The organism is Nitrospira sp. T9, from assembly GCF_052156535.1.
Lineage (GTDB): Bacteria > Nitrospirota > Nitrospiria > Nitrospirales > UBA8639 > Nitrospira_E.
The window spans coordinates 45,383-69,273 of the sequence record NZ_JBQKUP010000030.1 but is presented as its reverse complement, the minus strand read 5'-3'; the positions used below and the strand labels follow the sequence as shown (position 1 = coordinate 69,273).

Here is a 23,891-nt window from a genome sequence, read left to right as displayed (position 1 = left end):
CATGATACTTGAGATCGTAAACAGCGCCTCTGGTTCGTTTGAGACTCATGCATGGAAGAATACCAAACTCAGCCCGCTTCGCGGGCTTGCTCTTTTCCTCCCCCCAGCAAGCTGGGGGGTATCCAAGAGCAAAATTTTATGAAGTCTCTTAAATATCTCCAAAAGATCGTTGAGATTTTCACTCTCTTTCGACTACCGCGCCAAACTCCGCGCTCAAGGCGAACAAATTATTATAAACTGGTGCAGGACGTAACAGGCTGTTCGTCCTGAGGCCCATGAATGCAATACGATTCCATAGCCATTTTCAGATTCATAACGATGTTCATCCTCTTTGAGCCTAAAATCCACAGAAGGAGATAGTACGGCTTCTTATGAAAAAAAATCACTCGACACCTGTCGCATCTGTCCACAAACCGTCATTCCTCCCTCCCACGATCAAGCCGGCCTCCACTTCAACCGCGGCCATCATCGGCTCATTTTCAAAGGGGTCGATGACGTCTCCACAACAGGTCCGGACATGGGAAGCATTTGAGAAAGAATATGGGGGACGGGAAAAAGAGGCCCATTCCTCCCTTTGCATCAAACAATTTTTTGACAATGGAGGAAAAGCCATTTGGGTGGTACGCATTGGAACAGAACAGATCAAATGTGGGTCTCCCTTTCTGCAAGGCCTTTCTCTTCTAGACCACGTAGAGGATTTCAATATTTTGTTCATCCCTCAAACCGAACAGCTCCCGGATACCCATGCAATCAAAGTCATGCACGCAGCCATTGCTCTTGTTGCCAAACACCGAGCGATGTATGTCCTGGATGTCCCTCAACGCGATGCCCCCCGACAAACGGTCAGGGCTCTGACCACCTGGTTAAATCAGCAATCAGGCATTCACCATCCAAATGTGGCCATGTACGTTCCGCATGTCCAAGTCCCCCAGTCACTTAAGAAAGCACCTCTGCACATCCCCGCCAGCGGAGCAATGGTTGGGGTATGGGCCAGGACGGATCAACAACGAGGAGTATGGAAGGCCCCGGCAGGAACGGCGGCCATCCTTCATGGCATTCTGGGTATCGAGCGGACACTGACGCAACCGGAAATGGGACAACTCACTCAATTGGGTATCAATCCAATCCGACAAACTTCCCCGTCACAGGTTGTCGCGTGGGGTGCACGAACCCTGTCATCCAACAGAGAGTGGCAGTATCTTTCCGTCCGGCGTCTGGCTTTGTTTCTGGAATCAAGCATACAACATGGATTAGGGTGGGTAGTAGATGAACCGAACGACCAAACCCTTTGGTCTCACATTCGACAAGCGATTGAGGTATTTCTCCAAACACTCTTCCGGCAGGGGGCCTTTCAAGGGCAAAAATCCCAGGAGGCCTATTTTGTCAACTGCGGACCGGATACCATTTCATCCGCTGACCAGACTTCTGGTGTCGTCAACATCATGATAGGGTTCGCTCCACTCAAACCTGCTGAATTCATTATTCTCACAATTCAACAGAAAGCCAAATCTGTCCGCCAAGCGTGATTCCCATTTTTTATTGAAATTGCGAAAGCCCCTGTTTTTTTTAAACCTCCAGTGAATGGGAAATGCATGTCCATCCCTACATAGGATTTATGCGGCAATCTCAACCGAATCGCCTATGGATAGGGCAAAGCCAAACAACCCCAGATAGTGAGCAGTGAAATCGATCCGCCTTGCACCATCACCTTCGGTATGAAAATGTTCAGAAACAATGAAGGGAAACCAAAAGCTGGTGGTAATGACGACTCGTGGATAGGCTTGTTGATCAAAATCTGAACGCAACGCGGTATATGGGGCATCGACCGTATCCAGAGCTCGACGAACATGATCCTGCCCCGGTTCCAGTTTCACAAAAAATGGCTGACTCGACATCATCACATGGGAATACCAGAACGTGGCATTCTCTAGACAAGCCGCTTGGCTGGACACATTGGACACATACCCGGCCATCACCGCCACCAATAGCACGAGGATCTTACGCCACATTCTGATGCATTCTTTCTCGATGTGTATTGATTACGGAAATCCCTAGAAGCTCAACCTGTCCCCACCCATTGCAGTTCAAGTCAGGTGAAATTCTCTTCAGGGATCTCTCTCGATTGTAACGGTCAGATGAGAAAAAACTTGACGAGGATTAATGAAATATCCAGGAGAGGAACAAAGACATGACCATTCACGATTTTTTGTTGAGCAACGCCTGACAGATCCCTTGCATGTCCAACGGAAGGCCTACGGAATATTCCTGAAATATTCCAGATACGGGATGCTGAAAACCCAGTGTGCGTGCATGAAGCATCACCCGTGGAATGTCGATCTCCATAATCCGGCATACTTTCTGACCGCCATACGTCTCATCCCCAAAAATCGGGCACCCTAAGGACGCCAAATGAACCCGAAGCTGATGTGTCCGCCCTGTGCATGGAAACAACATGACCTGTGAGGCCAGGTCACCAAATATTTGTTCCACCCGATACTCCGTGACCGCTCGTTGTGGCTGTGCGGTGTTGGATGAAACCTTTTTTGTTTCTCTCCGATCCCGCCCGATGGGTAACTCGATCACCCCCTGCTGCTGCCGGGGTACCCCCCAAACAAGTGCCTCGTAGATCCGGGTGATCGAGTGTTTTTCAAACTGTGTCGCCAGAGTACGATGGGCATAATCGGTTTTAGCGACCACCATCACCCCGGAGGTGTCTTTATCCAGTCGATGGACTAGTCCCGGCTGCATGGTTTTTCCAAGAGACATTTCTGCATCGGTATGGTTTTGAACATGGGCCAACAGTGCATTGATCACGGTGCCCTCCCAGTTCCCCGACGCGGGATGCACCACCACTCCCGCAGGCTTGTTCAGCACCAGGAGGACTTCATCCTCGTGTAAGATATCCAATGTCATAGCCTTCCCGTCGACCAGGAGGGGTCCCGGCTGGGGAACATCCATCGTAATGTGATCGCCTGGTTTAATGGTGTGACTCGGCTTGACCATCCTGTCATTGACACGGATCCGTCCCAACTCAATCAAGCGTTGTAACCGTGAACGGGATATGTCCCGCTCACGGTTGACCAAAAATTGATCAAGGCGCTTGCGGGTTTCCCCCCCCGTCACGATAAATTCAGTAATCATTTTTGTGTCTTCAATGTCTGCCCGGTTGTTGTTGGCTGATAACCCACGGACTCTACCCCACCTATCCTCTCCTTACAAAGGAGAGGAATTTGAATCTGGGGAAATCATTCGTTACCAGTGAGCAAGCCTTAGAAGTTTTGTGAAACCATTTTTCCTCTTCACCCACATTCCACACATGTCGATGCCCGCTTACCTATTCAGAAGATGCTGGAAAATCAGTTCGAAAAAATAACAATACAGAAAAATAGGAAGGGGTAACCCTAAAGCAGTTCCAACCAGATAATCGCGAAAGCGAATGTCCGCAAGGGCCAGGGCATAATTTAGAGCGGGCAAGGTCTGAAACAGCAGCCGCAAGAACGCTACCGATAGAATTGGACGGTCATCCAGATGGGAGAAAATCGTGTCGGCCCACCGATGATTGAAGCTCCGAAGCGCCGTTCCACCAACCGCACGAATCAGGAGAAAACTGATCGTCGAAGAACACATCGCGGCCATCAAGGTCGCAACCCCACCCCATTCTTTCCCCAACGCAAAGACGGCCCCGACTAAAAAGATCCATCCTGGCACATACAACAGATTGCCGAAGCTGAAGGCCAGGCAAAACAGCACAAGACCCCAAACCGGATACGCAAAAAATAATGCCTGAATGACATCAGGCGACAGATGGGATCGCAGGCCGGTTAGTGCAACTATCACATACAGCAGGAGAAAGAACGCAATGATGGAAAGAAGCTTTTTTTTAGGATCGGTGATAAGAGAAAAAGTCATTTTCACACGCATCTTACGGATGCATGCTAAAAAACTCAAAAATCACGGATACCAACAAGCGGGTTAGATGAGAGGGGAAAAAGACCAATTCCAACAGCAGAGATCCATTAAAATCCGCTGACATGGCACCCGAGAACCTTCGCGGTCACCCTCAATAGGCTCTGACTTCGTCAACCGTTGCAGAGTCAAACGGGAAATTTCCAGCTCCTGATTTACCCAACACAAATCTGGTGGCGTTGATGAACTTTCATACCGACACAGGCAAACATAACTTCACAAATCATTCATTTCTCCAAACGTACACCATCCCCGATTCGAATCGGGCCGCCCTGTATGACTGAAGCATAGACCCCCACATTGCCAAGATTATGTTGGACCGCCGTGCGTAAAATCCCGGTATCCTTGGGAAGTCCTCCTTGCGCTAACGTCGTCATGACACACCGACCGCATGAGCCGGTAATCTTCAACCGCACTTTCTCCCCAATGCCGAGCGTCTGACCAATCCACCCCTGTTCGAAAAAGCCTTGCTCATCGGCTCCAGTGTCCACAACCAAGTTCGGCCGAAACCGCGGCACCTCAAAACGCCCTTCCGGATACGCCTCACGAAGCTGATTAAGCGTGCCCGTGGTCAGAAGATGCACCATCGCGGCATCGAAAAACGTGCCGGTTGGAAGAGAGAAATCCGTAACGGTGTCCCGTTTCTCGCGACCATCCATGTCAGGCCAGTATTCCTCAGACTGCGCAATCCAGGTTTCAGGCATGGGTGATTGAACGCCGGTCACCTTCCCACCTTCGATGAGCGCGAGGGTGACCTCACGGTTCAAAGCTTTGGAAAGGACCTGGGACAGATCCGTTTGCTCACTGGTAACCATTGTGCCGTCAGACAGCGTAATGCGGATGCGAGATCCAGGCTCTTTATCTCCAGACGGCTCCAGGAACGTTGCCTGGAAGGCAAACATATCGGGCCATTTTTTCGGATTTTTGGCCGTGGCCACTTTGCCATCAGCACGGTCCAGGATGGCATAGGCACGATCTCCGACAAGTCCGTGACCAGTAACCTGAGCAAGGGATAAGGCCTCACCTCTCATCGACTTGACTGGATAGCGCCACAACGACTGAATGACTCCCATTTCGGATGGCAAAACTTTTGTCACTTCTCACTCTCCTTATTTGAATAATGTTTTCAGGGAACGGTCACACCGCCATTCTCAGGAATAGCTGATTCTGACGCAAGCCCCCACCGGTGTGCTCAATAAAAAAGAACCAAGGTACTTGGGAGGATGAGCTCATCCTCCCAAGAAGATCACAGAATCCATTATCCCGAGTAGATTATGGAATTTCGACAATATCAGATTTCATGGACCCGAGCAGCCCAAGTAACTCCTTCTGTTCCGTTTGCGGAACCTGGAACGTGTTGAGTGCAGTGACCAGGTCCTCAACCATTGCCGTAAAGTCGGCATTGGTAATGCGCATTCCCGCATGCGTCGTCTTCATGTCCCTGCCCGTGTAGGTGCAGGGTCCACCAGTCGCTCCACAGACTTGATCCACCAGATGTCCCTTCAGTTTCGGAATATCGGTAGTGGCAAAGCGATTATTAATACGGGCATCGTTAGCAACATTGCCCACAAATTCATCGATGACCGCCGTGATAGCCGGCTTTCCCCCTAACCGGTCGTACAACGATGCAGTGTCCTTTCCTGCCGTGGGTTCAACCGTTGAACAGGCCGTCCCACTCATGGACAACCCTAGAGCGAGCCCGAGACACACATTCCTCACCCATGGACGCATACGATTTTCTCCTTTCATTGATAACCGGGAGTCGGTGTCCAGGCTATCCTGCAACCCGTCTCACTCCCGGGAATAAAGTCTTTCGTTTCAAATACTGGCTTTCACATCGTCCATGGATGCACCAAAATTCACGTGAAATACCTGCCCCTCGAACACCAGGGCAGGAACAGACTTCACCCCTGCCGTCTCGGCCTCACCCACACGATCGGGGGTTTGTGCAAAATGGACGATTTCCAGATCGTATTGCTGACGATCAATGGCCTGAGTCACCATGGTTTCCGCTGACACACAGACCGGGCACCCTGCATGATAAAACACGGCTTTCTTCATAACCTGTCTCCTTCTGTAAAGATGAAAATTAGTATTGAGTCGAAACTAAATGAAATTTAGCAGCGATACTCGCATTTGTCAAATCTGTATCGAGACGATACAATTGACCTATGAGCGCGCAAGAAGCCAATGATGTCTTAGAGCGATTGTGCAACCTGCAACGGATGGAGGCACGGGCGTTTGGCCTGCGTTACGGATTACAACCCGTGCAGATGGAAGCGCTGACGTATTTGACGCAATGCAATCGCTATTCAAATACGCCGCAAGCCGTGGCGGAGTATCTGGGACTCACGAAGGGAACCGTCTCACAATCGCTCAAGGTCTTGGAGCAGAAGGGATTCCTGCGGAAGCAGGCGGATAATGAGGACAAACGAATCGTACGCCTTGCGCCGACCACCAAAGGGAGCAATCTCGTAAAAAAAGCCCTTCTCACCAGAAGCCTGGAACCGGCACTGGCGAGGACGGACTCCATGAAAATCGCTGAACTGACTTCTGCTTTGCGCTCAATCCTGCGAGAAATGCAGCAGGTCCATGGACGAAAAGCCTTTGGTGCCTGCCACACCTGTCGTTTCAATGAAAATCATGAGAAAAACGGGTATGTCTGCGGTTTGACACGAGAACCGTTAAGCGTACAGGACATTCAATTAATCTGCCGCGAGCACCAATATCCGCATTAACACAGCTTATGCCACATTATCTGGAACTTCCCCACACAGACGTGTGGCCGCATCATCTCCTCTCCCCTCTTCCGCGAATGACCTTAACCGCTTCCTGTGGCGTCCGCTGGTTTCCGGCTATTCGGAAAGCGTCTTGTGAAGTTTGACCGGTGCTCGTTTTTTCCGCATGCGAATGTTGAGCATTTCCACGGTAACGGAAAACGCCATCGCAAAATAAATATAGCCTTTCGGGACATGCACCTCAAACCCCTCCACCATCAGAGTCACACCCACAAGAATGAGAAATGAGAGGGCAAGAACTTTGATGGTCGGATGCTCATCCACAAAATCTCCAATCGCTTTGGCGGCCATCAGCATCACGAGCACGGCCAGGATGATGGCAATCGCCATGAGAGAAACCTGATCAACCAGACCGACCGCCGTGATCACCGAATCCAGTGAAAACACAATATCCAAAACCGCAATCTGGACAAGAACCATTCCCAAACTGGCAGCCACAATCGTGTGACTGCTCTCTTCTTCCAGCCCTTCCAGGCTGTTATGAATTTCATGCGTGGCTTTCGCCATGAGAAACAATCCACCGCCAACCAGAATAATATCGCGCCCTGAAATCGCGTGAGTGAGCACCGTCACCAAGGGTTCGGTTAACCCCATGACCCATGAAATCGAAAACAGCAACCCCAGGCGTGCCACCATGGCGAGACCAAGCCCTGCTCTTCTGGCAAACACCCGCTGACTCTCGGGAAGACGTCCGACAAGGATAGAGATGAAGATAATGTTATCAATCCCCAGGACAATTTCTAACGCGGTTAACGTGCCTAATGCGATCCATGCTTCAGGACTTGTCAGCCATTCAAACATCAGATTCTCCTCTTCTTTCTTTTAATCATCGAATGCGTTGAGCCATGCCGGCAGCAACATGCCTGCATAGGACCATGCAGGATACGCCGGCATGAATATGTGCCCCTTTTTCTAGGGTGGATCCTGATTACTTCTTGGTTCGTAAACAGGAAACAGTGCTGACCTGTCTTCCCACGATGAACTGCTCTAATAATGACATTCCCGGAAACTGTCCCTAGATGGCATGAGAGACCCGCCTTATTCAGCATGAGTGATTTATTAAAAAACAATTAACAATCAAATATTTACAATATTTGCACTCGATGTAGTCATGAGTGGGTCGGTGACAACCACCTCTCTTGACACCTCCCATGCCACAATGTAACCATTGGTTACATGACACCTGAAACCTTCAAACAGATCCGGCAACGCCTGGGATTAACCCAAACCCAACTAGCTGAACGTCTCCGCACCACTCGTATGACCATTACCCGCTATGAATGCGGAATGCGTCGGATTCCTGGAGTGGTCGAAGCCATCCTCTCTCAACTGGATTCCCCGACACAGATTCCCATGGCCGGCATCGTCGCGGCCGGCAACCCGATTGAGCCCATTCCTCAAACTGAGCTGGTAGAGGTACCACCTTCCATGCTGCGAACGGGAGACAATTTCGCATTACGAGTGAAAGGTGAATCGATGCGGGATGAAGGCATCCTGCCGGGTGACCTGGTGATTGTACACAAGCAACGAATGGCGCGAAATGGACAAACCGTGGTCGCGCTGGTGAATCAGGAGGCGACGATTAAGAAATATTACAACAAAGAAGAGCAAATAGAACTGCATCCGGCGAACGCAACCATGGCTCCGATTCTGGTGACTCCGCAGGATGAATTTGTGATTGAAGGAGTGGTGATCGGGGTCATTCGGCATTGTGGCTAGATGAAAAATGATGGACCGTCAAATTGTCTGTTTATGTATTCCTCGATTCGAAGTGGCCCTGGCACGCCTCGACGCCCCCTCCTTACGCACCAGACCTGTCGCCGTGGCTTCCGCCCATGCGTCCCGTGCCATCATCCGTGAAGTTTCTCCCGAAGCTGAAGACGCCGGAGTCATACCCGGACTTCCGGCCGATCGGGCCAGACGACGCTGTCCCTCGCTTCGACTCGTGCCTCCCAACCCGACTCGTGTCGCCCAAGCCCATCATGCCCTCGTGTCGTGCATGGTCCCGATCGCACCCATTTGGGAGTCGTTTAGGCCTGGGCATTTTTATTTAGATTTGACCGGCACCACTCGACTTTTTGGCGCAACCTGTGACACCACGATGCGTTTAGAGCGCGATCTGACATCGCGACTTGGGTTACAAGCCGTCGCCGGTATCGGGACCAATAAGCTTGTCGCGCAAATGGCCAGCTCCATCCTCACGCCGCCCCAACTCTGTGATGTCCGGGCAGGCTCCGAACAGGACTTTTTATCACCGTTACCCGTCTCAATACTTCCCGGGCTACAAGGTCCTGGAGAGTCCGCACTCCACACACGCTTGACCGATTTGAATCTACAGACCATCGGCGACGTGAGCGACGTGAGTTTGGAAGCCTTGGAAACCGTCTGCGGTCGATGGGGCCACCGGCTCTACCAGTGGGCACGGGGGATTGATTTTTTGCCGGTCGTGGCTCCCGAGGCCTCGCTATCGCTGACCCATTCCTATCTCTTTGAACCGGATACGATTGACTACGACCGGCTACTTGGAGGTCTGTCATGCCTTCTGGATTCTCTCTGCCATGATCTACGTCGGCGACAGCGCCTGTGTCATCGCCTCAGACTGACGCTGCTCTCCAGTGATCAGCTCACGGTTCACCATTCATCTGTCTTATCCACACCCACACATTGGGAGGTTGATATGCTTCCATCAGCTCAGACCTTATTCCGTCGGTGCTTCCAACGACGCGTCCGCGTGCGCTCACTCACCATTCGAAGTAATAGCTTTCGTCCCCCACCCGAACAACTATCGCTCTTCCCATCACATGACCCGGAAGAACCTCAGGCACTCCCCCGTCCCCATCGATTGGCATTAGCCCTTGATCGTTTGCATACCCGGTTCGGCATGAAAGTCATTCAATGGGGACGCTCACACCTGGCCTCTCGTTTAGATTGAATAGGTGAATTTTTGAAAATTCTCAAGCGATGCTCCCGCCTCTGTGGCATGATCACCCTCATTTTTATGGCATTACTTAACATGCAAAATAACCAATGAATAATAGGTGTTTCGCATTTAAAAATGATAAAAATTAATCAAAAACTTTAACTAACTAGTTATACACAGACAGAAAAAATAAGGCATTACTTCAATCAACAGGTTATCAACATGGACATAAAGTAAAGCGATGCTTTAATTAAAAATGGGTACGCAATTTACCATTATTGCCGCATTATTTCATGTCAGCCTTTGTCCATTTACACGTTCATTCGGAGTACTCCCCGATGCAAGGAGTGTCCTCACTGGAAACCTTGTGCCAAACGGCAAAGGGACAGGGAGCCGAGACACTTGCCCTGACCGACACGAACGGTCTGTATGGTGCCATTCGCTTTATCGAGGTCGCCCAGGCCCATGGCTTACGCCCAATCCTGGGAGCCGAACTGACCCACAACCGGCATCGCGCCGTGCTCCTGGTCAAAGATTCTTTTGGCTATACCAATCTCTGTCGCCTGCTTTCCCAACTCCATTGCGATGACGACTTTGACTGCATCGCCTCGGTTCAGGAACACCGAAAAGGACTGATCATTCTCTCTGATGATCTTTCTGCACTGACGGCCTGGAAACGTCACTCACTTAGCGATCTGTACGTAGAGCTAACGCCCGGCGCGCTCATGCACCAGGCCCTGGCCTTTAGCCGCCGCACACGCCTTCCTCCCGTCGCAACCAACCGGGTGCATTTTGTAACCCCGCAGGAGTTCCCCCTCCATCAAATTCTCCGCGCGATCGCCTTAAATACCACCCCCTCTCAATTACCGCCGGAGGCATGCTGTGCACCCCATCATTGGTTGATGCCACCTGCGATACTGGATTCACAGTTTCCCCATGTGCCTCACGCGATAGCCAATACCTGGAAGATCGCGCAGCACTGCCAGACCGAGTGGTCGTTCAAAGAGACGATTTTTCCGAATTTTCGCCAGCTCTCCGACCCACATGCCTTCACTCTGCTACGCGAGAAGACCTACGACGGGGCCCGATGGCGGTACGGCTCACTGACATCGGTCGTGACTGATCGTATCGAACGCGAACTGGGCGTCATCCGGGATAAAGGCTACGCTCATTATTTTCTGGTGGTTGAGGAGATTGTCCGCCAGGCGCCTCGCACCTGTGGCCGGGGATCGGCGGCGGCATCCATCGTGTCCTATTGCCTGGGGATTACCCATGTGGATCCCATCCGGCACAATCTGTTCTTTGAACGCTTTTTAAATCCCGGGCGTCACGATCCGCCGGATATCGACGTGGATTTTCCCTGGGATGAGCGGGACCGCATTGTGGATTTTGTCTTTTCGCGCTATGGCAGCCGGCAGGCCGGCATGGTGGCCAATCAGAACACACTGGCGCTTCGGGCAGCCGTGCGGGAAGTCGCCAAAGTCTATGGCATGCCTCCGGCGGAAATTCAACAGGTGAGTCGACTGCTAACTCGCCTCCCGCTCACCGATCTTCCGGCTCAAGAGTCCTCTGTCTCCCCATGCAGCCAATCCGCGCTCCGGCAGACTCCCCGCCTTTCCAATATTCGAGAAAATGGAAAGCCTCGCTCTCTTCCATCTTCGCCGTCTTCGAGGCCCCACAATGGCAAAAAACCACACTCACATCTTGATGAGGCCTCGACGTTCACCGATTTGCGCGAGCCATGGCCTGAAATCGTCAGACTCGCCCTTCAACTTCAGGGACGGTTTCGTCATCTGTCGCTGCATTGCGGGGGCATCGTGATTGTTCCTGACGATCTCCGCCGCTATGTCCCGGTGGAAGTGGCCGCAAAGGGTGTTCCGGTCATTCAATGGGAAAAGGATCAAACGGAAGATGCCGGCCTGGTCAAAATCGATCTCCTGGGCAATCGATCCTTAGCCGTCATTCGGGATGCCCTTGCGGCAATTGCAAAACACACCGGCCGCCACATCGACTATGCCACCTGGGACCCATTAATCGACCCCAAAACGCAACAGCTCATTCAACAGGGGGAGACAATTGGATGTTTTTACATCGAATCGCCTGCCACCCGACTGCTTCTCAAAAAACTCTGGACGGGCATGCCGGCAGATCGGCGCATGCATGCGGACGTCTTTGAGTATCTCGTCATCGTCTCATCGTTGATTCGTCCCGCCGCAAACCGGTTCATTCAAGAATTTGTCCGGCGGGCGCATGGCGGCGCCTATCGTCCCCTGCATCCGTTAGTAGAAGACGTGCTCGGGGAAACCCACGGCATCATGGTGTATCAGGAAGACGTGACCAAAGTGGCCATGGGTCTGGCGGGATTTTCCGTGGAAGATGGCGACCAACTGAGGAAAATCCTCAGCAAAAAACATAAGCAACGCCGGCTTCGCGATTATCAACGCCAATTTGTCGACGGCGCGCGCGCGCGCGGTGTGGATGCACGAACGATCGAGCGGGTATGGGCAATGACGATGAGTTTTACCGGCTATAGTTTTTGTAAACCGCATTCGGCCAGTTATGCGCAGGTGTCATTTAAGTCCGCCTATCTCCGTGCCCATTATCCCGGGGAATTCATGGCCGCCGTCATCAGCAACCAGGGTGGGTTTTATTCAACCTTCGCCTATCTGTCAGAAGCCCGCCGGATGGGATTGACCGTGCTCTCCCCGGACATCAATGTCAGCGCATGGGCATATGAGGGAGAAGGAACGACCATCCGCATGGGCTTGATGCAAATCAAAGGCATCGTACGGGGATTCATTGATCGGCTTCTCGAAGAACGATCCCGCCACGGCCCGTTTCAGTCGTTTCATGATTTTCTGAGGAGGCTCAACCCCGAACCGGCGCAGACGCGGTTATTGGTTCTGGCAGGTTGCTTCGATGCTATTGCCGGTGAGGTCACCCGCCCCGGCCTGCTCTGGCGGGTTTACGCCGAGCATCCAACCTTTTGCATCTCCTCATCCAGATCCGTTACACAACACGCCACCCCGCTGTTGCCATCCGTTCGTCTGCTCCCAATTCCGAATGAATATGACACAGAACGGCTGATCCAGCATGAGATTGAGCTCTTCGGCTTCCCCCTCCATTGTCATCCATTGACGCTCTACGCGAGACATTTGCAAAGCCTGCAAATCACTCCCGCCACAGAGATGGCTATGCATATCGGCCGTCGGATCATGATGATTGGCTGGCTGATCACGGAAAAAGCTGCCTCGACGAAACATGGCAAACCCATGGAATTTATCACGCTGGAAGATACCACGGCACTTTACGATGCCACGCTGTTCCCCGAAATATTCCAACGATACGGACCGTTACTCACAAACGAACGGCCGCTTCTTCTGGAGGGGTTGGTGGAGGAAGACTTCACCGCCACCACACTGACGGTGCAGCATATGCAAGTGATCGGTTGACATCCAATCTGTCCAAACAGAGACTTCCCCATTTAAGCATGGACCGAACGCATCCTGGTTCAGGACAACCCCACACCATATTGTTACCCTGAGCCAACGAGGAAGGATCGATGTTCAGGTAGAGAAGTTATTTGTCAGGAGATGTTGCAGCCGGCAGCGGCCAGCTCGCCTTCGAACAAATAGGTGACGACATCGCGGGCTCTTAGGATTCTTTTTTCTTCGGCGGATCAAACTCTTCCAGGGGCTGGAAATTGACTGGCAGTTGAAATAAATAATCGGTTACGGGCCGCAGCTTCACATGTTGATACTCGACACTCCAGCTTCCGTCCTTCCTGGTCAACTGCATCGGGAACTGAATGTCGGTGGCGAACCATTGGTAGTAGACATCGATCTCATCGCCCTGCTTCACCGTCACCTCGTACAAGATCGTCGGATGGCCTTCGCGTGTCTCCGTGCCGATCTCTTCACGCGAGATCTCTCCTTCCAGATGCTCACTCAATTTTGGCTCCTGAGCAGGATCGTAGGGAAGCGTCTTGAAGTGTCTCACGCGGGAGAGCAGCAGCCACATAAGCTGTTTGTCTTTTCGCACAATAGTGACGTTGACCGGACCCATCGACTGATGCTCCAATCGCCACCGGTCATCCCGATAGTACAGGTTGGCCTTTTGAGTCTGCCGCCCGAACTTAATGATTTGGTCTGCAGTAAATTCCAGTCCCCAAGCCTCAAGGCCTGACAAGAAGCCACTGGCGATCAGTACTCCGGTGAAGATCCAACAACGCATAATTTCATATTACCAACAAACGCCGATCACATTCTATAATCGGTGAGGATTTCCGGAAGTTTTCCCTTTATTTGATACTGAGTCGGTTCTCAACCACCCCCACCCCCTCAACCTCCCTCGATAAAAATATCGCTTGTTCAGCCTGCCTCATTTCATCCACGAATCCACTCAACTGCACCCGATTTTTAAATGTTTCGACATGAACATCAGTCCCTGACACCAGGGGGCATCGGAGAAGAGCGGTCTTCACCTTTGTCGTGATAATACTGTCATCAAGGTATTCTCCCGTGCTCTCGTGAAGAGGGGTGCTCGCGCAACCCATCGAGATCATCAAGAACATGATTCCAATACCCGTAACTATGTGCATCTCGATCTTTCCTTGTATTAGAAAACCTCTCTATCAAGTTGAAATGATCATGACAGGATTTCATTACTTTATGGACAAGTTATTTTCAACCGCCATGACCCCACCGACTTCCCGTGCTAATCGTGCGGCCTGGTCGATCTGCTGAGCATTATTGACAAGGCCGTTTAATTGAACCCGTCCTTTAAAAGTCGTCACATTGATATCCATCCCGGACACTTCCGGATCACTTAAGAGAGCCGTTTTTACCTTGGTCGTTATGACACTATCATCAATATGCTCTCCAAAGCTTTCCTTTTGAGGCCCCCCCGCGCATCCTACAATCAAGGAAACAAAAAAAAGACAAGCCACTAATCCCATAGTCTGTAATTGTTTCATAAAGTATCACTCCTTTTTTGTCTGGAAAGAAAAAGTAATTCCTCAGTATTTCCTTGAAAAACATCTACTTCACTTATCGGCCATCTGACCTATCCTCCATTCGTCGGGCGCTGGACGGGCTGGATGCGTTTATCGAACTCCCAAAAAAATTACTTCGGGCATCTTGAAATCTCTCTCGGGCACCCACAAATTTATCTCGTGCTTCCAAATACCGGTCACGATCTCCGCTGAATTTTTCATAAGTTTTATTAAACAGGTGCTCTTCCTGCTCATAAATTGATCTGGCTCGATCAAATTTCGCTCTGGCTTCGTTGTAGCGCATTCGGTCATTTATGAATTGATCAACATTTTCATTAAAATTGTCTTGAGCTTCTTCATATCGATCTATGTCCCGTTGGGCTTCACCCAGTTCTTTGAGGGAAGGACCCACGTCTGAAAATGCTGCCGAGTCATTCGAAGGTTCTGACTCTTGAGCAAACGCACACGCCCCCCCTATACCCAGGGAAAACACCATACACAGGGGGAAGGACAGAGCAGTCTTCAAGGTGTACCTTTTCATAAAACCTCCATTGAGCTTAAGTGGTTTATCCTGACCGGGGGTGAAACTCTTTATGTGCTTACAAGTACCACGGCAGGATGCGCCGACCAACTGATAGAAACCCTTGTTTGACGGGTCTTCCAAATAAAAATGATGTTATTAAGGGAACGGGGTCGTTCATTTACGGCCCAGAAGCAATGAGAGAGAGAACGCAAAAAAAAGGAAAAGGTCTGATGGGGGACAATGGAAACAGATTGGCCAAGGTGGGTCCTTCCCAAAAACGAAGTGAGCAGGACGGCCTTATTTCAAAATGGGATTGGTCTTTTCCTTTCTCTTACTAAAATGGGAATGACTACACTTGGAGGGTACGACAGAACACAAATCATAAAATAGATTTGCATCACATTCTGGAATCGTTTTTCTCAGATGGTCTCAAATTCGACTTGCTCTCGATGCCAGAGAAATATCCCCATGACCTTCCAGATGGCAACTTCACCGAAAAGTTCACGACTAACGAGAACCAGGTCTGATTTTCCTCTCTGAATATCAGTCTACCAACCGGCGCATTGCTCCAACTTTCGCGACATGCCACCCACCTTTTCCCTTTCATTAAATAGGAACCACACATTCAGGCCGATCATGTCTTGGATTATTCACGAGCTGACTGACGGGATAGGCTTCCATCTCCTCGGGTGGATACGGTCGGAGCAATGCATTGATTCGCTCAATAGCTTGCAAAGATGGATCGAGCCAATCGGCATAATCTTTAGAGGTTAAAATGACCGGCATGCGATGATGGATAAATTCCATGACTGCATTGGGAGCAGTCGTAATGAGTGTGCAGGTTTCCAGAGGGTCGGCCTCGTTTTTCTTCCACCGTTCCCACAAGCCCGCGAACGCAAAGAGCCGTTGATCTTTGAATCGAACGTAATAGGGTTGTTTTGTTTTTCCTTCTTGTTTCCATTCATAAAAGCCATCCGCCAGGACCAGGCAGCGTTGTTGTTTAAATGCTTTGCGGAAAGCCGGCTTCTCCGCCACAGTCTCTCCGCGGGCATTAATCAACTTATTTCCGATGCTGGGGTCCTTAGCCCAGGAGGGTACCAGTCCCCACTTCAATTCCGTACATTCTCTTTGTCCTGATTCAAGATTTGTGCGCACACAGGCCACCAACTGCGATGGAGCAATATTGTAGCGAGGGCTCAATGGCGGGAGGACCTTTAGACCCAACTGTTCCGCCAAATGCTGGAAATTCTCTTTGCGTGTGAAGCGACCGCACATAATGGGGTGTTATCAAGCTTCAGATTTACTCTAACCCTACAAATTTCTGTAAAAAAAGGAAAGAGGATGATTCACGAAAAAGATTCGAGGACTCCCAACGCTATCCACCACGATCAAGAATAGGTAGGGTAGCCTAAACCCCATATCTTCTCCCATAAACCATAATGTGAAATTACTGCTGTCCGCATATCATTTTTCCAATAGCAGTTTTTTGATTTGCCCGGAAGCCAATTTCCCTAGTTTCCAAACCCCCTTTTATTTTATGATCTTGAATCAAGAAACATAGAACAATGCGTGTATTTCCAGGAATTCTTAAGAAATTCGTTCTTTGCAGGAGATCACCGGAGGCACTATCGATGACTGACCAGGAACACATTCGCATCTTTGATTCCCAGGGGGAGGACTACAAGCAGGCCTTTCAAATTTTCCTGAATCATACCGACCAGAAACGGAACGCGAAGCGTTGGCTGCAACAAGTAGTTGACGATCTGCCGATTCGGCAGGTATTCGTCGACGCCGGGGCCGGCAACGGCGAACTCACCCGCGCCTTCGCCGCCGCTTTCGACCGCACTATCGCCATCGAACCAAACGCGTACCTGCTCAATCAACTACAACAGACCATTCCAACTGCGGAAGCCATAGGTCTGCCAATCCTTTCCGCTCAGCCATCCACACCAGGCGATTTGGTGCTCTCCTCGCATACATTCTATTACATACCCGCCGATGAATGGCTCGCCCACCTCGAACGTCTCGTTTCCTGGATGTCCCCGACCGGCGTCACCATTATCGTCCTACAGAATCGCGAGAGCGGCTGCATGAACATGTTTCATCATTTCTTCTCCCACAGATTTGAACTTCGTCGCATGGTTGACCAGTTCCGCGCGAAGCACGGCAATCAGTACGAGGTCATGACTACCCTCGATCCGGCACATGTCGACACCCCCGACCTATCCTCCACCTATGCCGTCGCCGAATTCATGCTCAATCTTCTCAGCATCGAGCAGGCTCCCAGACGAAAAGACGTCGAGAACTATATTCAGTCCCACTTTGCCCTCCCCGGTGGAGGCTATCGCATTCCCGTTCATCAAGATTTCCTTCAAATCCGTGCCAAAGGGCATGTCTTCGGCAGCGGTGAGTTGCCAACTTAAGCCGACACCGTCGGTTGATAGAAGATGGCAGGAACGGATCTTTTTTGGATTACGTTGCTCCAAACCCCACCAGACCCCATTCAATCCGATGCAAAATCCTTGTCGGGATCCAAGATTGATGCACTTACAACCCCTAACCTGTGAGGGTGCAATATTGGAACGAGAGATCAAAGGCGGAGGGTGCCAAACAAAATTGTATTGTTCGATGCGAATGGGGCAGAGGCCTTTTTTTCTCACAATTTCCGTCGTGTCTCGAAACATGTCGCCGTTTCCGCACAGATAAAAAGTCACATTGCTCATTGATGCGACGTTGTTCTCCACTAATGTTGTCACTCTTTCGGTCGAACCTTTCCAGCCATTTGGGGGACGGGAGAGAATTGTGATCCCTTTCTGTTATCCTTGCCCGTCGTCAACAGGGATTGTTCCTTTTTTTACATTTGAATAGAAGTGAAATGTCTCTTTCTCTAACGGGACACAATATACCCGGTCTGGCACCATTTTAGGGTAGCTTTATGGTGAATCTGTGGCTATAATCCCAAACTTTTCGGGTACCGTGCACTGTTAGTGGGCTCGATCTCAACGTTCGCTCACGCCAAATCTTTCAGTTGCAGGCCCAATTTCTACACAGTGTTTCGTAAAGTTGTCCGAAGTCACATTTAAGAGGAGTGATTGTTGATTGTCCGTGATTTGTGATGAAGCATCCGATTGATCACGCACAAGGCTATTTTCTCTACCAAGGAGAATCATTGCATTGAGATTGAAGCTCTTCATCGTCCTTCTTAGTATTATGCTGATCAGTGGGGGCGGTCCTCTTTATGCCGCAGTCTCAGGACAGATTTCTCTCAAAGATGGCACCATTCTCCAAGGCAAGATATTTGGCATGACGAATGGTGTCCTCCGGGTGAGAGCGTCGGCGAGTATGCACAATCCTATTCCGCTTCGTTGGAAAGAAGTGACAGGGTTGACGACTGAAGAGCCGGTCACGGTGGTTCTGGATACCGGCGAGATCTATGAAGGCCGAATCCAATTGGCTGAGTCCGGAACAATCCAGGTGTTGAGAGACCAGGACTCGGCTCCCCTGATGATTACCCTCAATTCGGTAAAGGCTATCAAAAGCTCAAAAGAGGAAGCCGTGGCGGGGGAAAAGAGTCAAGAGAGCGAAGAGTTAGATGAGATCACTCTCAAGAATGGCATGCATCTCATCGGAACTATTGTTTCGATGGAAGACAAAGCTCTTACTATCAAAACTGCTTATGCGGGGGATATATCGGTTCAGTGGGATGAGGTGGAACAACTCCAATCCCGAACACCGCTTTCTGTTCAAGTTTTTGAGGAGGAGAAAGATTCCGATGGAGATGGTTTTCTCAAAACCTCCCGGACGACTGTGACCGCGTTAGGCGGAAATGAAGGTTTATCGCCGGCGCGTGTGAAGACCATCAATATTCCAGAGCTTCGCTACAAAGGAAACTTCGACCTGGGAGGGAACCGCACGAAGGGGAATACGGACACCACGGCTGTGAACGCCTCAACGGACAATACCATTTGGACGGAACGACACCGTGGCCTCTTGAACGGCAAGTATGCCTTTGCCCAGGCCGATGGAGATAACACAGCCAAGAATGCCAGAGGCACACTAGGCTATGATTATTTTTTCACCAAAAAGTTGTTTGCCAACAGTTACGAATTCCTCGAATATGATAAGTTTCAGGGATTGGATCTCCGGAGTACGACCGGCCTGGGTCTCGGGTATCAATTTTTCGATACCCCAAGCCATAGTTTAAGTGGGTCCATTGGTCCGGCATTTGTTTACGAAAAATTTCAAGAGACCGGGACGACCAAAACCGCTACCGCTGCGTGGGGAGTGGATTGGAATTATGATCTGATTTCGGATCGATTACGAGTGTATCACCGCCAAAAAGGTTTTCGCGATCTGGGAGTAGGTGGAAGTACCGCTCTGCGGTTGACATTGGAGCAAGGAGCTCGCATAGAAGTGTATGGGAATTTGTTTTTGAAGGTGGCCTTCGAATACCGGTACAACAGCGACCCGGAGCCGGGGAAAAAGAAATCGGATGATGCGTTCATCTGGGCACTGGGGTATGAGTTTTCGAATTGATTTACGGTTAGTCTCCCGCCTTTTCTCCCAACCTCTGCGGACCACATCTGAAGCCGCCGGCACTCGGAAATAGACCCCTGGGTTCCCATACTTGATTTTGATATACATCCGATAATGCGGGCAAAACTCAAAGGGTCGCGAGTCGTTTTTGACATACTTCATGAGAGAAAAGAACAAGCCCAAGTTGTGTAGCCCAGAGACTTAACAAACTACACCGCCAGAGTTGCATCAGAACAACCTTATGAATACAAGGCAAGAGATCTTCTGGAGTGAGGTGGCCTATCCAAATCTCAACGACGTTCGTGTGTATTGGGGAGGATCCCTCAGCAAAACACATCACATCAGTTCGCTCTCTGGAAAGACCGGGCCGTTCACTGAAAAGCTCCACGTGTTGTTTGGCTCAACAATCATGGGCATCACTTGTTTTATCCGTAGAGTCGGGATAGATTCAATCGTTTATTCCAGCACCGGCTTTATCATAGTATTGCTCAGTGCGAATGGGACAGAGGCCTTTTTTTCTCACAATGGACATCGTGTCTCGTATCATGCCGCCATTTCCGCACAGATAAAAAGTCACATTGCTCACTGAGACAATGTAGTTCTCTACTAATGTTGTCACGCGTCCGATGGGACCTTGCCAACCGTTTTCCGGCCTGGACAGGATGGTGATAAAACTGAAATTCGGATGCCGCCGTGCAAGAGCTTCCAATTCATGTTGGTAGTAAAGGTCTCGCTGGCTCCGCAAGCCCCAATATAACGTCAAAGTTCCAGCGCCAGGTTCCTCCAAGAAGGTAGAGAGCATTGAACGGAACGGCGCAATCCCGGTTCCCGTGGCCACAAAGACGAGGTCTCGTCCGGGTTTCTCCTGGAGAACAAACGATCCATTAGGCCCTTGAAATGTTATGGGATCCCCTTCATGAAGGCCAAACAAATAGTTTGAGCCTGAGCCGTCGGGGACCCGGTTAAAGAGAAGGGTGATCTGGTGGGATTGCCCTGGCGGAGAGGCAATCGAATACTGCCGCGGAACATGCTGTCTCAATCCTGGATTCCAGACATGCAGGGAGATCCACTGTCCCGCCATGAATTCGATGGCATCCGGGGCGAGCAGGGTGAGTTCCAACTCACGGACATCATGGGTCAGATCCTTGACACGACTGACACGGGCGTTAAACTCTTGCATGATTGTAGGTTCCTGCCGATTGAGGTTATTCTCTAGAGTGCGCCATTACACATTACCAAGCCGACAAACCGCCTGCAAAAATTTGATGAAAATTGCCGCACCTCACAACAATGAGGGCGACTGCCCATCAGTGCTCTATTTCGGAAAGCAAAAAGCGCACATGAATGAGGGAGTCAGGAAGAATCATGGAAGATGAAAAGAGATAGCATCCCTTTGAACTGAACAACATCCCAATGAGAAACAACAAAGGGATGCTCTTCAGCTCATTTGCCCTACCCGTCCCGAGTTACCCTTTCCTTTAATAATCCGTTGATCACTGGCCTTGACCAACGGATACTTCCTCCCACATCACAAAATCACAAGATTACGCGGAGCCAACGCAAGGCCGGGTTGACCTTTCTACCGGAAAGATCCCTGTATTTTAAATTCCGGATGAATTCGTCTAGAATCAACTCTCTGAAGCAAGACCGGATTGCATGCGCCTCATCCGGCAGTGAAAATGATCTTTTTTGCATTCCACTGATTCATTTGGATTGATTTTTTGGAGCCGAGCATGGACTTTCCTAAGTTTATCGAGCAGATCAAAAAAACCTATGGCATCACGAACGATTACGCCCTGGCAAAAAAACTCAAAGTGAGCCAACCTGAGGCCAACTGGTTTCGCCGCGGCAAAAAAGTACCGAATGCCACCGTTTGCATCCGGATAGCCAATCTTCTCAAAAAAAATCCTGTCGAACTCTTAATCGTTGCCCAGAAAGACCGGGCCGCCCCCGAAGAAAAAAGCCATTGGGCCATGGCGTTGTCAGCCGTCGATGTCATGATGCATGTGCCGGAACGACCGAGATACATTCCCCACAAAGTGGAGGCCATAGGGCAGGAACTCCGCCAGCTTGAATCCCAAATGCTGTCCTATGAGGGCACCATTGCTCAGAATGAAGCCATTCAACTACTGAATACCGTGGAGTCCACCATTAATTCGATGATGGAACGATGGCAGATATGGAAACGGGATGGTCCCCTCTTTCCCAGTTATTTATTGGCAAATCAGGCAGCGGTTCAGCGGGGAGTCAAAATTCGGCGGGTGTTTATCTTCAACAGAGAGCAGATGAACGATGCCTCTCAAATCGAAAACTGCCTTCAGGTATTACACGATCAACGACACGCGGGGATTGCCGCGTTTTACGGATTTCGCGAGCAGCTAGCCACGACCCTCATCTATCAACGATTGGTTGAAGAATTCCGAGCCCGTGGCATCAAAGAAGAGATCAATGCCGCGTTATTCGATAATGAAATTCTCATCTTTTCCCGATCTTATGCCACCAGGGATTTGGGCATGAACAACAGTGGTTCTATCCCTATCACCGTCATTGACCAGTTAAATATTTCCTGGAAACCGGACCATTTACGGGATCTGAATCCAAGCCCTCTCTTTGAAACCCGCTTTGTCTTTGAATATCAAGGAGAACGACAATTCAAAACACAACTCGGCCGGTTTCTTCGGACATACGGTGAAGACAAGGACTAAATTATTCCTTCCAGCCGTCAGTTTTTCTCCCAATTGATATCTTTTCCCTTGAGGATCATCTAATGGTCGCATATATAGTGATTCAAATTTAAAATAAGCCTTCACCTTCGGTCGCATCCAATCCTCTCCATTAAAAAAGGCGAGGGAGAGGTGGCATCTTGACCAAAATGTGAAAAACTATGGGAATTCCTATCCGGCTTTTTCCCCTGGAAGACATGGGTGGCCTTTTGCCATACGCTTGGGGCACAGATCCTTCGTTTGACTCAGGATGACAGAAATCGACATGCGAATGTTTTTATATTTATCCTACCGGTCCTCGATAAAGAGAAATTCCCGCGCAGAATGGCCGATATAGGAGGCTCGTGGCCGGATCAGACGATTGTGATCCTGTTGTTCGATGATATGGGCACACCATCCACTCAGCCGGCTTGCGACAAAAATAGGCGTGAAGGCTTCTTTGGGAATTCCGATGAACAGGTAGACCACTGCCGTATAAAAATCCAGATTCGGGAGAAGCCCCTTTTCTTCCTTCATCATCTGTTCAATGATTTCCGCAATTTCATACCACCGCATCTCATCCGCATGGTGGCTCAAGGCTTTCGCCCGTCGTTTGATGATAGCCGAACGCGGATCCTCGTGTTTTAAGACTCGATGGCCAAACCCCATCACCCGTTCCTTCCCGGACAATTTGGAATGGACCCACCCTTGCGCGTTTTCCGGGTTCCGAATGGCGTGGAACATCTCCGCCACAGCTTCATTCGCTCCGCCATGAAGGGGGCCTTTGAGTGTCGCAATAGCCGCCGTGACAGCCCCATAAAGATCAGCCAGGGTTGAGGCCGTAACCCGACCAGCGAACGTCGAGGCGTTCAATTCGTGCTCGGCATAGAGATTAAGAGAGACCTCCAGTTCTTTTGCATGATCTTCCCTAAGATTCCCTGTCAACAGATACAAGAGGCTTTGGGCAAACGACTTTGTGGCAGGAGCCTGAAAAAAAGGATGTTCGAATCGGGTCCGACTCGCCCAGGAAAGCAGGAGAGGCATTTGTGCAAGTAACCGGACGGTCTTTCGGAGATTCGCCTCATGGGAAATATCTTGAGCTTCAGGGTCGATCATCCCGAGAAACGACACCCCCGTTCGCAGTACATCCATGACATTCGCAGAAGCTGGAACCGTTTGGAGAAATTGCCTCATAACAGGGGATAAGGATCCGGCATGAGCCAACTCGGCCTGCCACTCCTGAAGATCGCGGGATGACGGTAGATCTCCATGCAGTAATAAATATGACACCTCTTCAAACGTCGCCTGCTCGGCTAGATCTTCAATGGCATATCCTCGATATCGTAAACCTCCCCTCGTCTCGTCTATTTGGCAGATGGCTGATTCCCCCACCACCACCCCGTCAAGCCCGGGATTATGAACAGCCGTTTCCATGACACACCTGCCTTTCGTT

22 protein-coding genes are annotated in these 23,891 nt (G+C 50.3%); 8 read left to right on the top strand and 14 right to left on the bottom strand.

Annotated elements, in window-relative coordinates; translation table 11 throughout:
- Positions 1-491: 491 nt before the first annotated feature.
- On the top strand, positions 492-1,526 hold the full coding sequence (locus ACTRXD_RS06805; RefSeq protein ID WP_442431086.1) for a phage tail sheath family protein: 1,035 nt from the start codon (positions 492-494) through the stop codon (positions 1,524-1,526).
- Between the two features lie 87 nt (positions 1,527-1,613).
- Here the strand turns inward: ACTRXD_RS06805 and ACTRXD_RS06800 are convergent, their stop codons facing one another.
- The 6 genes from ACTRXD_RS06800 to ACTRXD_RS06775 form a co-directional block, all read right to left on the bottom strand.
- Entirely contained in the window at positions 1,614-2,009 is a 396-nt protein-coding gene (locus ACTRXD_RS06800; protein ID WP_442431085.1) for a hypothetical protein, read from the bottom strand.
- Positions 2,010-2,196: 187 nt separating this feature from the next.
- On the bottom strand, positions 2,197-3,141 hold the full coding sequence (locus tag ACTRXD_RS06795) for an RluA family pseudouridine synthase (RefSeq protein WP_442431084.1): 945 nt from the start codon (positions 3,139-3,141) through the stop codon (positions 2,197-2,199).
- Between the two features lie 189 nt (positions 3,142-3,330).
- Positions 3,331-3,909, bottom strand: coding sequence for a TVP38/TMEM64 family protein (locus ACTRXD_RS06790; protein WP_442431083.1), 579 nt, complete (start codon positions 3,907-3,909; stop codon positions 3,331-3,333).
- Positions 3,910-4,193: 284 nt separating this feature from the next.
- A complete protein-coding gene (locus ACTRXD_RS06785; protein ID WP_442431082.1) occupies positions 4,194-5,063 on the bottom strand; it encodes an MOSC domain-containing protein in 870 nt (289 codons plus the stop codon).
- A gap of 175 nt (positions 5,064-5,238) precedes the next feature.
- Positions 5,239-5,697, bottom strand: coding sequence for a group I truncated hemoglobin (locus ACTRXD_RS06780; protein ID WP_442431081.1), 459 nt, complete (start codon positions 5,695-5,697; stop codon positions 5,239-5,241).
- A gap of 87 nt (positions 5,698-5,784) precedes the next feature.
- Positions 5,785-6,027 carry a thioredoxin family protein gene (locus ACTRXD_RS06775; protein ID WP_442431080.1) on the bottom strand — a complete coding sequence of 81 codons (243 nt, stop codon included), beginning with the start codon at positions 6,025-6,027 and terminating at the stop codon, positions 5,785-5,787.
- A gap of 110 nt (positions 6,028-6,137) precedes the next feature.
- Between ACTRXD_RS06775 and ACTRXD_RS06770 the strand changes: the two genes are divergently transcribed.
- Positions 6,138-6,704, top strand: coding sequence for a MarR family winged helix-turn-helix transcriptional regulator (locus tag ACTRXD_RS06770; protein WP_442431079.1), 567 nt, complete (start codon positions 6,138-6,140; stop codon positions 6,702-6,704).
- Positions 6,705-6,821: 117 nt separating this feature from the next.
- Here ACTRXD_RS06770 and ACTRXD_RS06765 read toward each other — a convergent pair whose 3' ends face one another.
- Entirely contained in the window at positions 6,822-7,565 is a 744-nt protein-coding gene (locus ACTRXD_RS06765; protein WP_442431078.1) for a TerC family protein, read from the bottom strand.
- Between the two features lie 375 nt (positions 7,566-7,940).
- Between ACTRXD_RS06765 and lexA the strand changes: the two genes are divergently transcribed.
- The 3 genes from lexA (at position 7,941) to ACTRXD_RS06750 (ending at position 13,136) form a co-directional block, all read left to right on the top strand.
- Positions 7,941-8,483, top strand: a complete 543-nt coding sequence (gene lexA, locus ACTRXD_RS06760; protein WP_442431077.1) for a transcriptional repressor LexA — start codon at positions 7,941-7,943, stop codon at positions 8,481-8,483.
- 7 nt (positions 8,484-8,490) lie between these two features.
- Positions 8,491-9,696 (top strand): DNA polymerase Y family protein, encoded by a 1,206-nt coding sequence (locus ACTRXD_RS06755; RefSeq protein ID WP_442431076.1) that lies wholly within the window; start codon positions 8,491-8,493, stop codon positions 9,694-9,696.
- Positions 9,697-9,977: 281 nt separating this feature from the next.
- Positions 9,978-13,136: a DNA polymerase III subunit alpha gene (locus ACTRXD_RS06750; protein WP_442431075.1), complete on the top strand. Its 3,159-nt coding sequence runs from the start codon at positions 9,978-9,980 to the stop codon at positions 13,134-13,136.
- A gap of 202 nt (positions 13,137-13,338) precedes the next feature.
- On the opposite strand, the gene ACTRXD_RS06745 is transcribed toward ACTRXD_RS06750, so the two are convergent.
- The 5 genes from ACTRXD_RS06745 to ACTRXD_RS06725 all read right to left on the bottom strand — a co-directional run bounded on the left by ACTRXD_RS06745 (position 13,339) and on the right by ACTRXD_RS06725 (position 16,475).
- Positions 13,339-13,917, bottom strand: coding sequence for a hypothetical protein (locus tag ACTRXD_RS06745; RefSeq protein ID WP_312747396.1), 579 nt, complete (start codon positions 13,915-13,917; stop codon positions 13,339-13,341).
- A gap of 67 nt (positions 13,918-13,984) precedes the next feature.
- On the bottom strand, positions 13,985-14,284 hold the full coding sequence (locus ACTRXD_RS06740) for a BON domain-containing protein (protein ID WP_442431074.1): 300 nt from the start codon (positions 14,282-14,284) through the stop codon (positions 13,985-13,987).
- A 63-nt stretch (positions 14,285-14,347) separates the two neighbouring features.
- Complete coding sequence (locus ACTRXD_RS06735; protein WP_442431073.1) at positions 14,348-14,659, bottom strand: BON domain-containing protein; 312 nt, start codon at positions 14,657-14,659, stop codon at positions 14,348-14,350.
- 73 nt (positions 14,660-14,732) lie between these two features.
- Positions 14,733-15,218 carry a hypothetical protein gene (locus ACTRXD_RS06730; protein ID WP_442431072.1) on the bottom strand — a complete coding sequence of 162 codons (486 nt, stop codon included), beginning with the start codon at positions 15,216-15,218 and terminating at the stop codon, positions 14,733-14,735.
- A 588-nt stretch (positions 15,219-15,806) separates the two neighbouring features.
- Complete coding sequence (locus ACTRXD_RS06725) at positions 15,807-16,475, bottom strand: SOS response-associated peptidase (RefSeq protein WP_442431071.1); 669 nt, start codon at positions 16,473-16,475, stop codon at positions 15,807-15,809.
- Between the two features lie 356 nt (positions 16,476-16,831).
- On the opposite strand from ACTRXD_RS06725, the gene ACTRXD_RS06720 reads away from it, so the two are divergent.
- Positions 16,832-17,623, top strand: coding sequence for a class I SAM-dependent methyltransferase (locus ACTRXD_RS06720; protein WP_442431070.1), 792 nt, complete (start codon positions 16,832-16,834; stop codon positions 17,621-17,623).
- Between the two features lie 751 nt (positions 17,624-18,374).
- Positions 18,375-19,736, top strand: coding sequence for a DUF481 domain-containing protein (locus tag ACTRXD_RS06715; protein WP_442431069.1), 1,362 nt, complete (start codon positions 18,375-18,377; stop codon positions 19,734-19,736).
- Between the two features lie 448 nt (positions 19,737-20,184).
- Here the strand turns inward: ACTRXD_RS06715 and ACTRXD_RS06710 are convergent, their stop codons facing one another.
- Positions 20,185-20,916 (bottom strand): FAD-binding oxidoreductase, encoded by a 732-nt coding sequence (locus ACTRXD_RS06710; RefSeq protein ID WP_442431068.1) that lies wholly within the window; start codon positions 20,914-20,916, stop codon positions 20,185-20,187.
- A gap of 553 nt (positions 20,917-21,469) precedes the next feature.
- On the opposite strand from ACTRXD_RS06710, the gene ACTRXD_RS06705 reads away from it, so the two are divergent.
- Positions 21,470-22,441, top strand: coding sequence for a hypothetical protein (locus ACTRXD_RS06705; protein WP_442431067.1), 972 nt, complete (start codon positions 21,470-21,472; stop codon positions 22,439-22,441).
- 306 nt (positions 22,442-22,747) lie between these two features.
- Here ACTRXD_RS06705 and ACTRXD_RS06700 read toward each other — a convergent pair whose 3' ends face one another.
- On the bottom strand, positions 22,748-23,872 hold the full coding sequence (locus ACTRXD_RS06700; RefSeq protein ID WP_442431066.1) for a citrate/2-methylcitrate synthase: 1,125 nt from the start codon (positions 23,870-23,872) through the stop codon (positions 22,748-22,750).
- Positions 23,873-23,891: the final 19 nt, after the last annotated feature.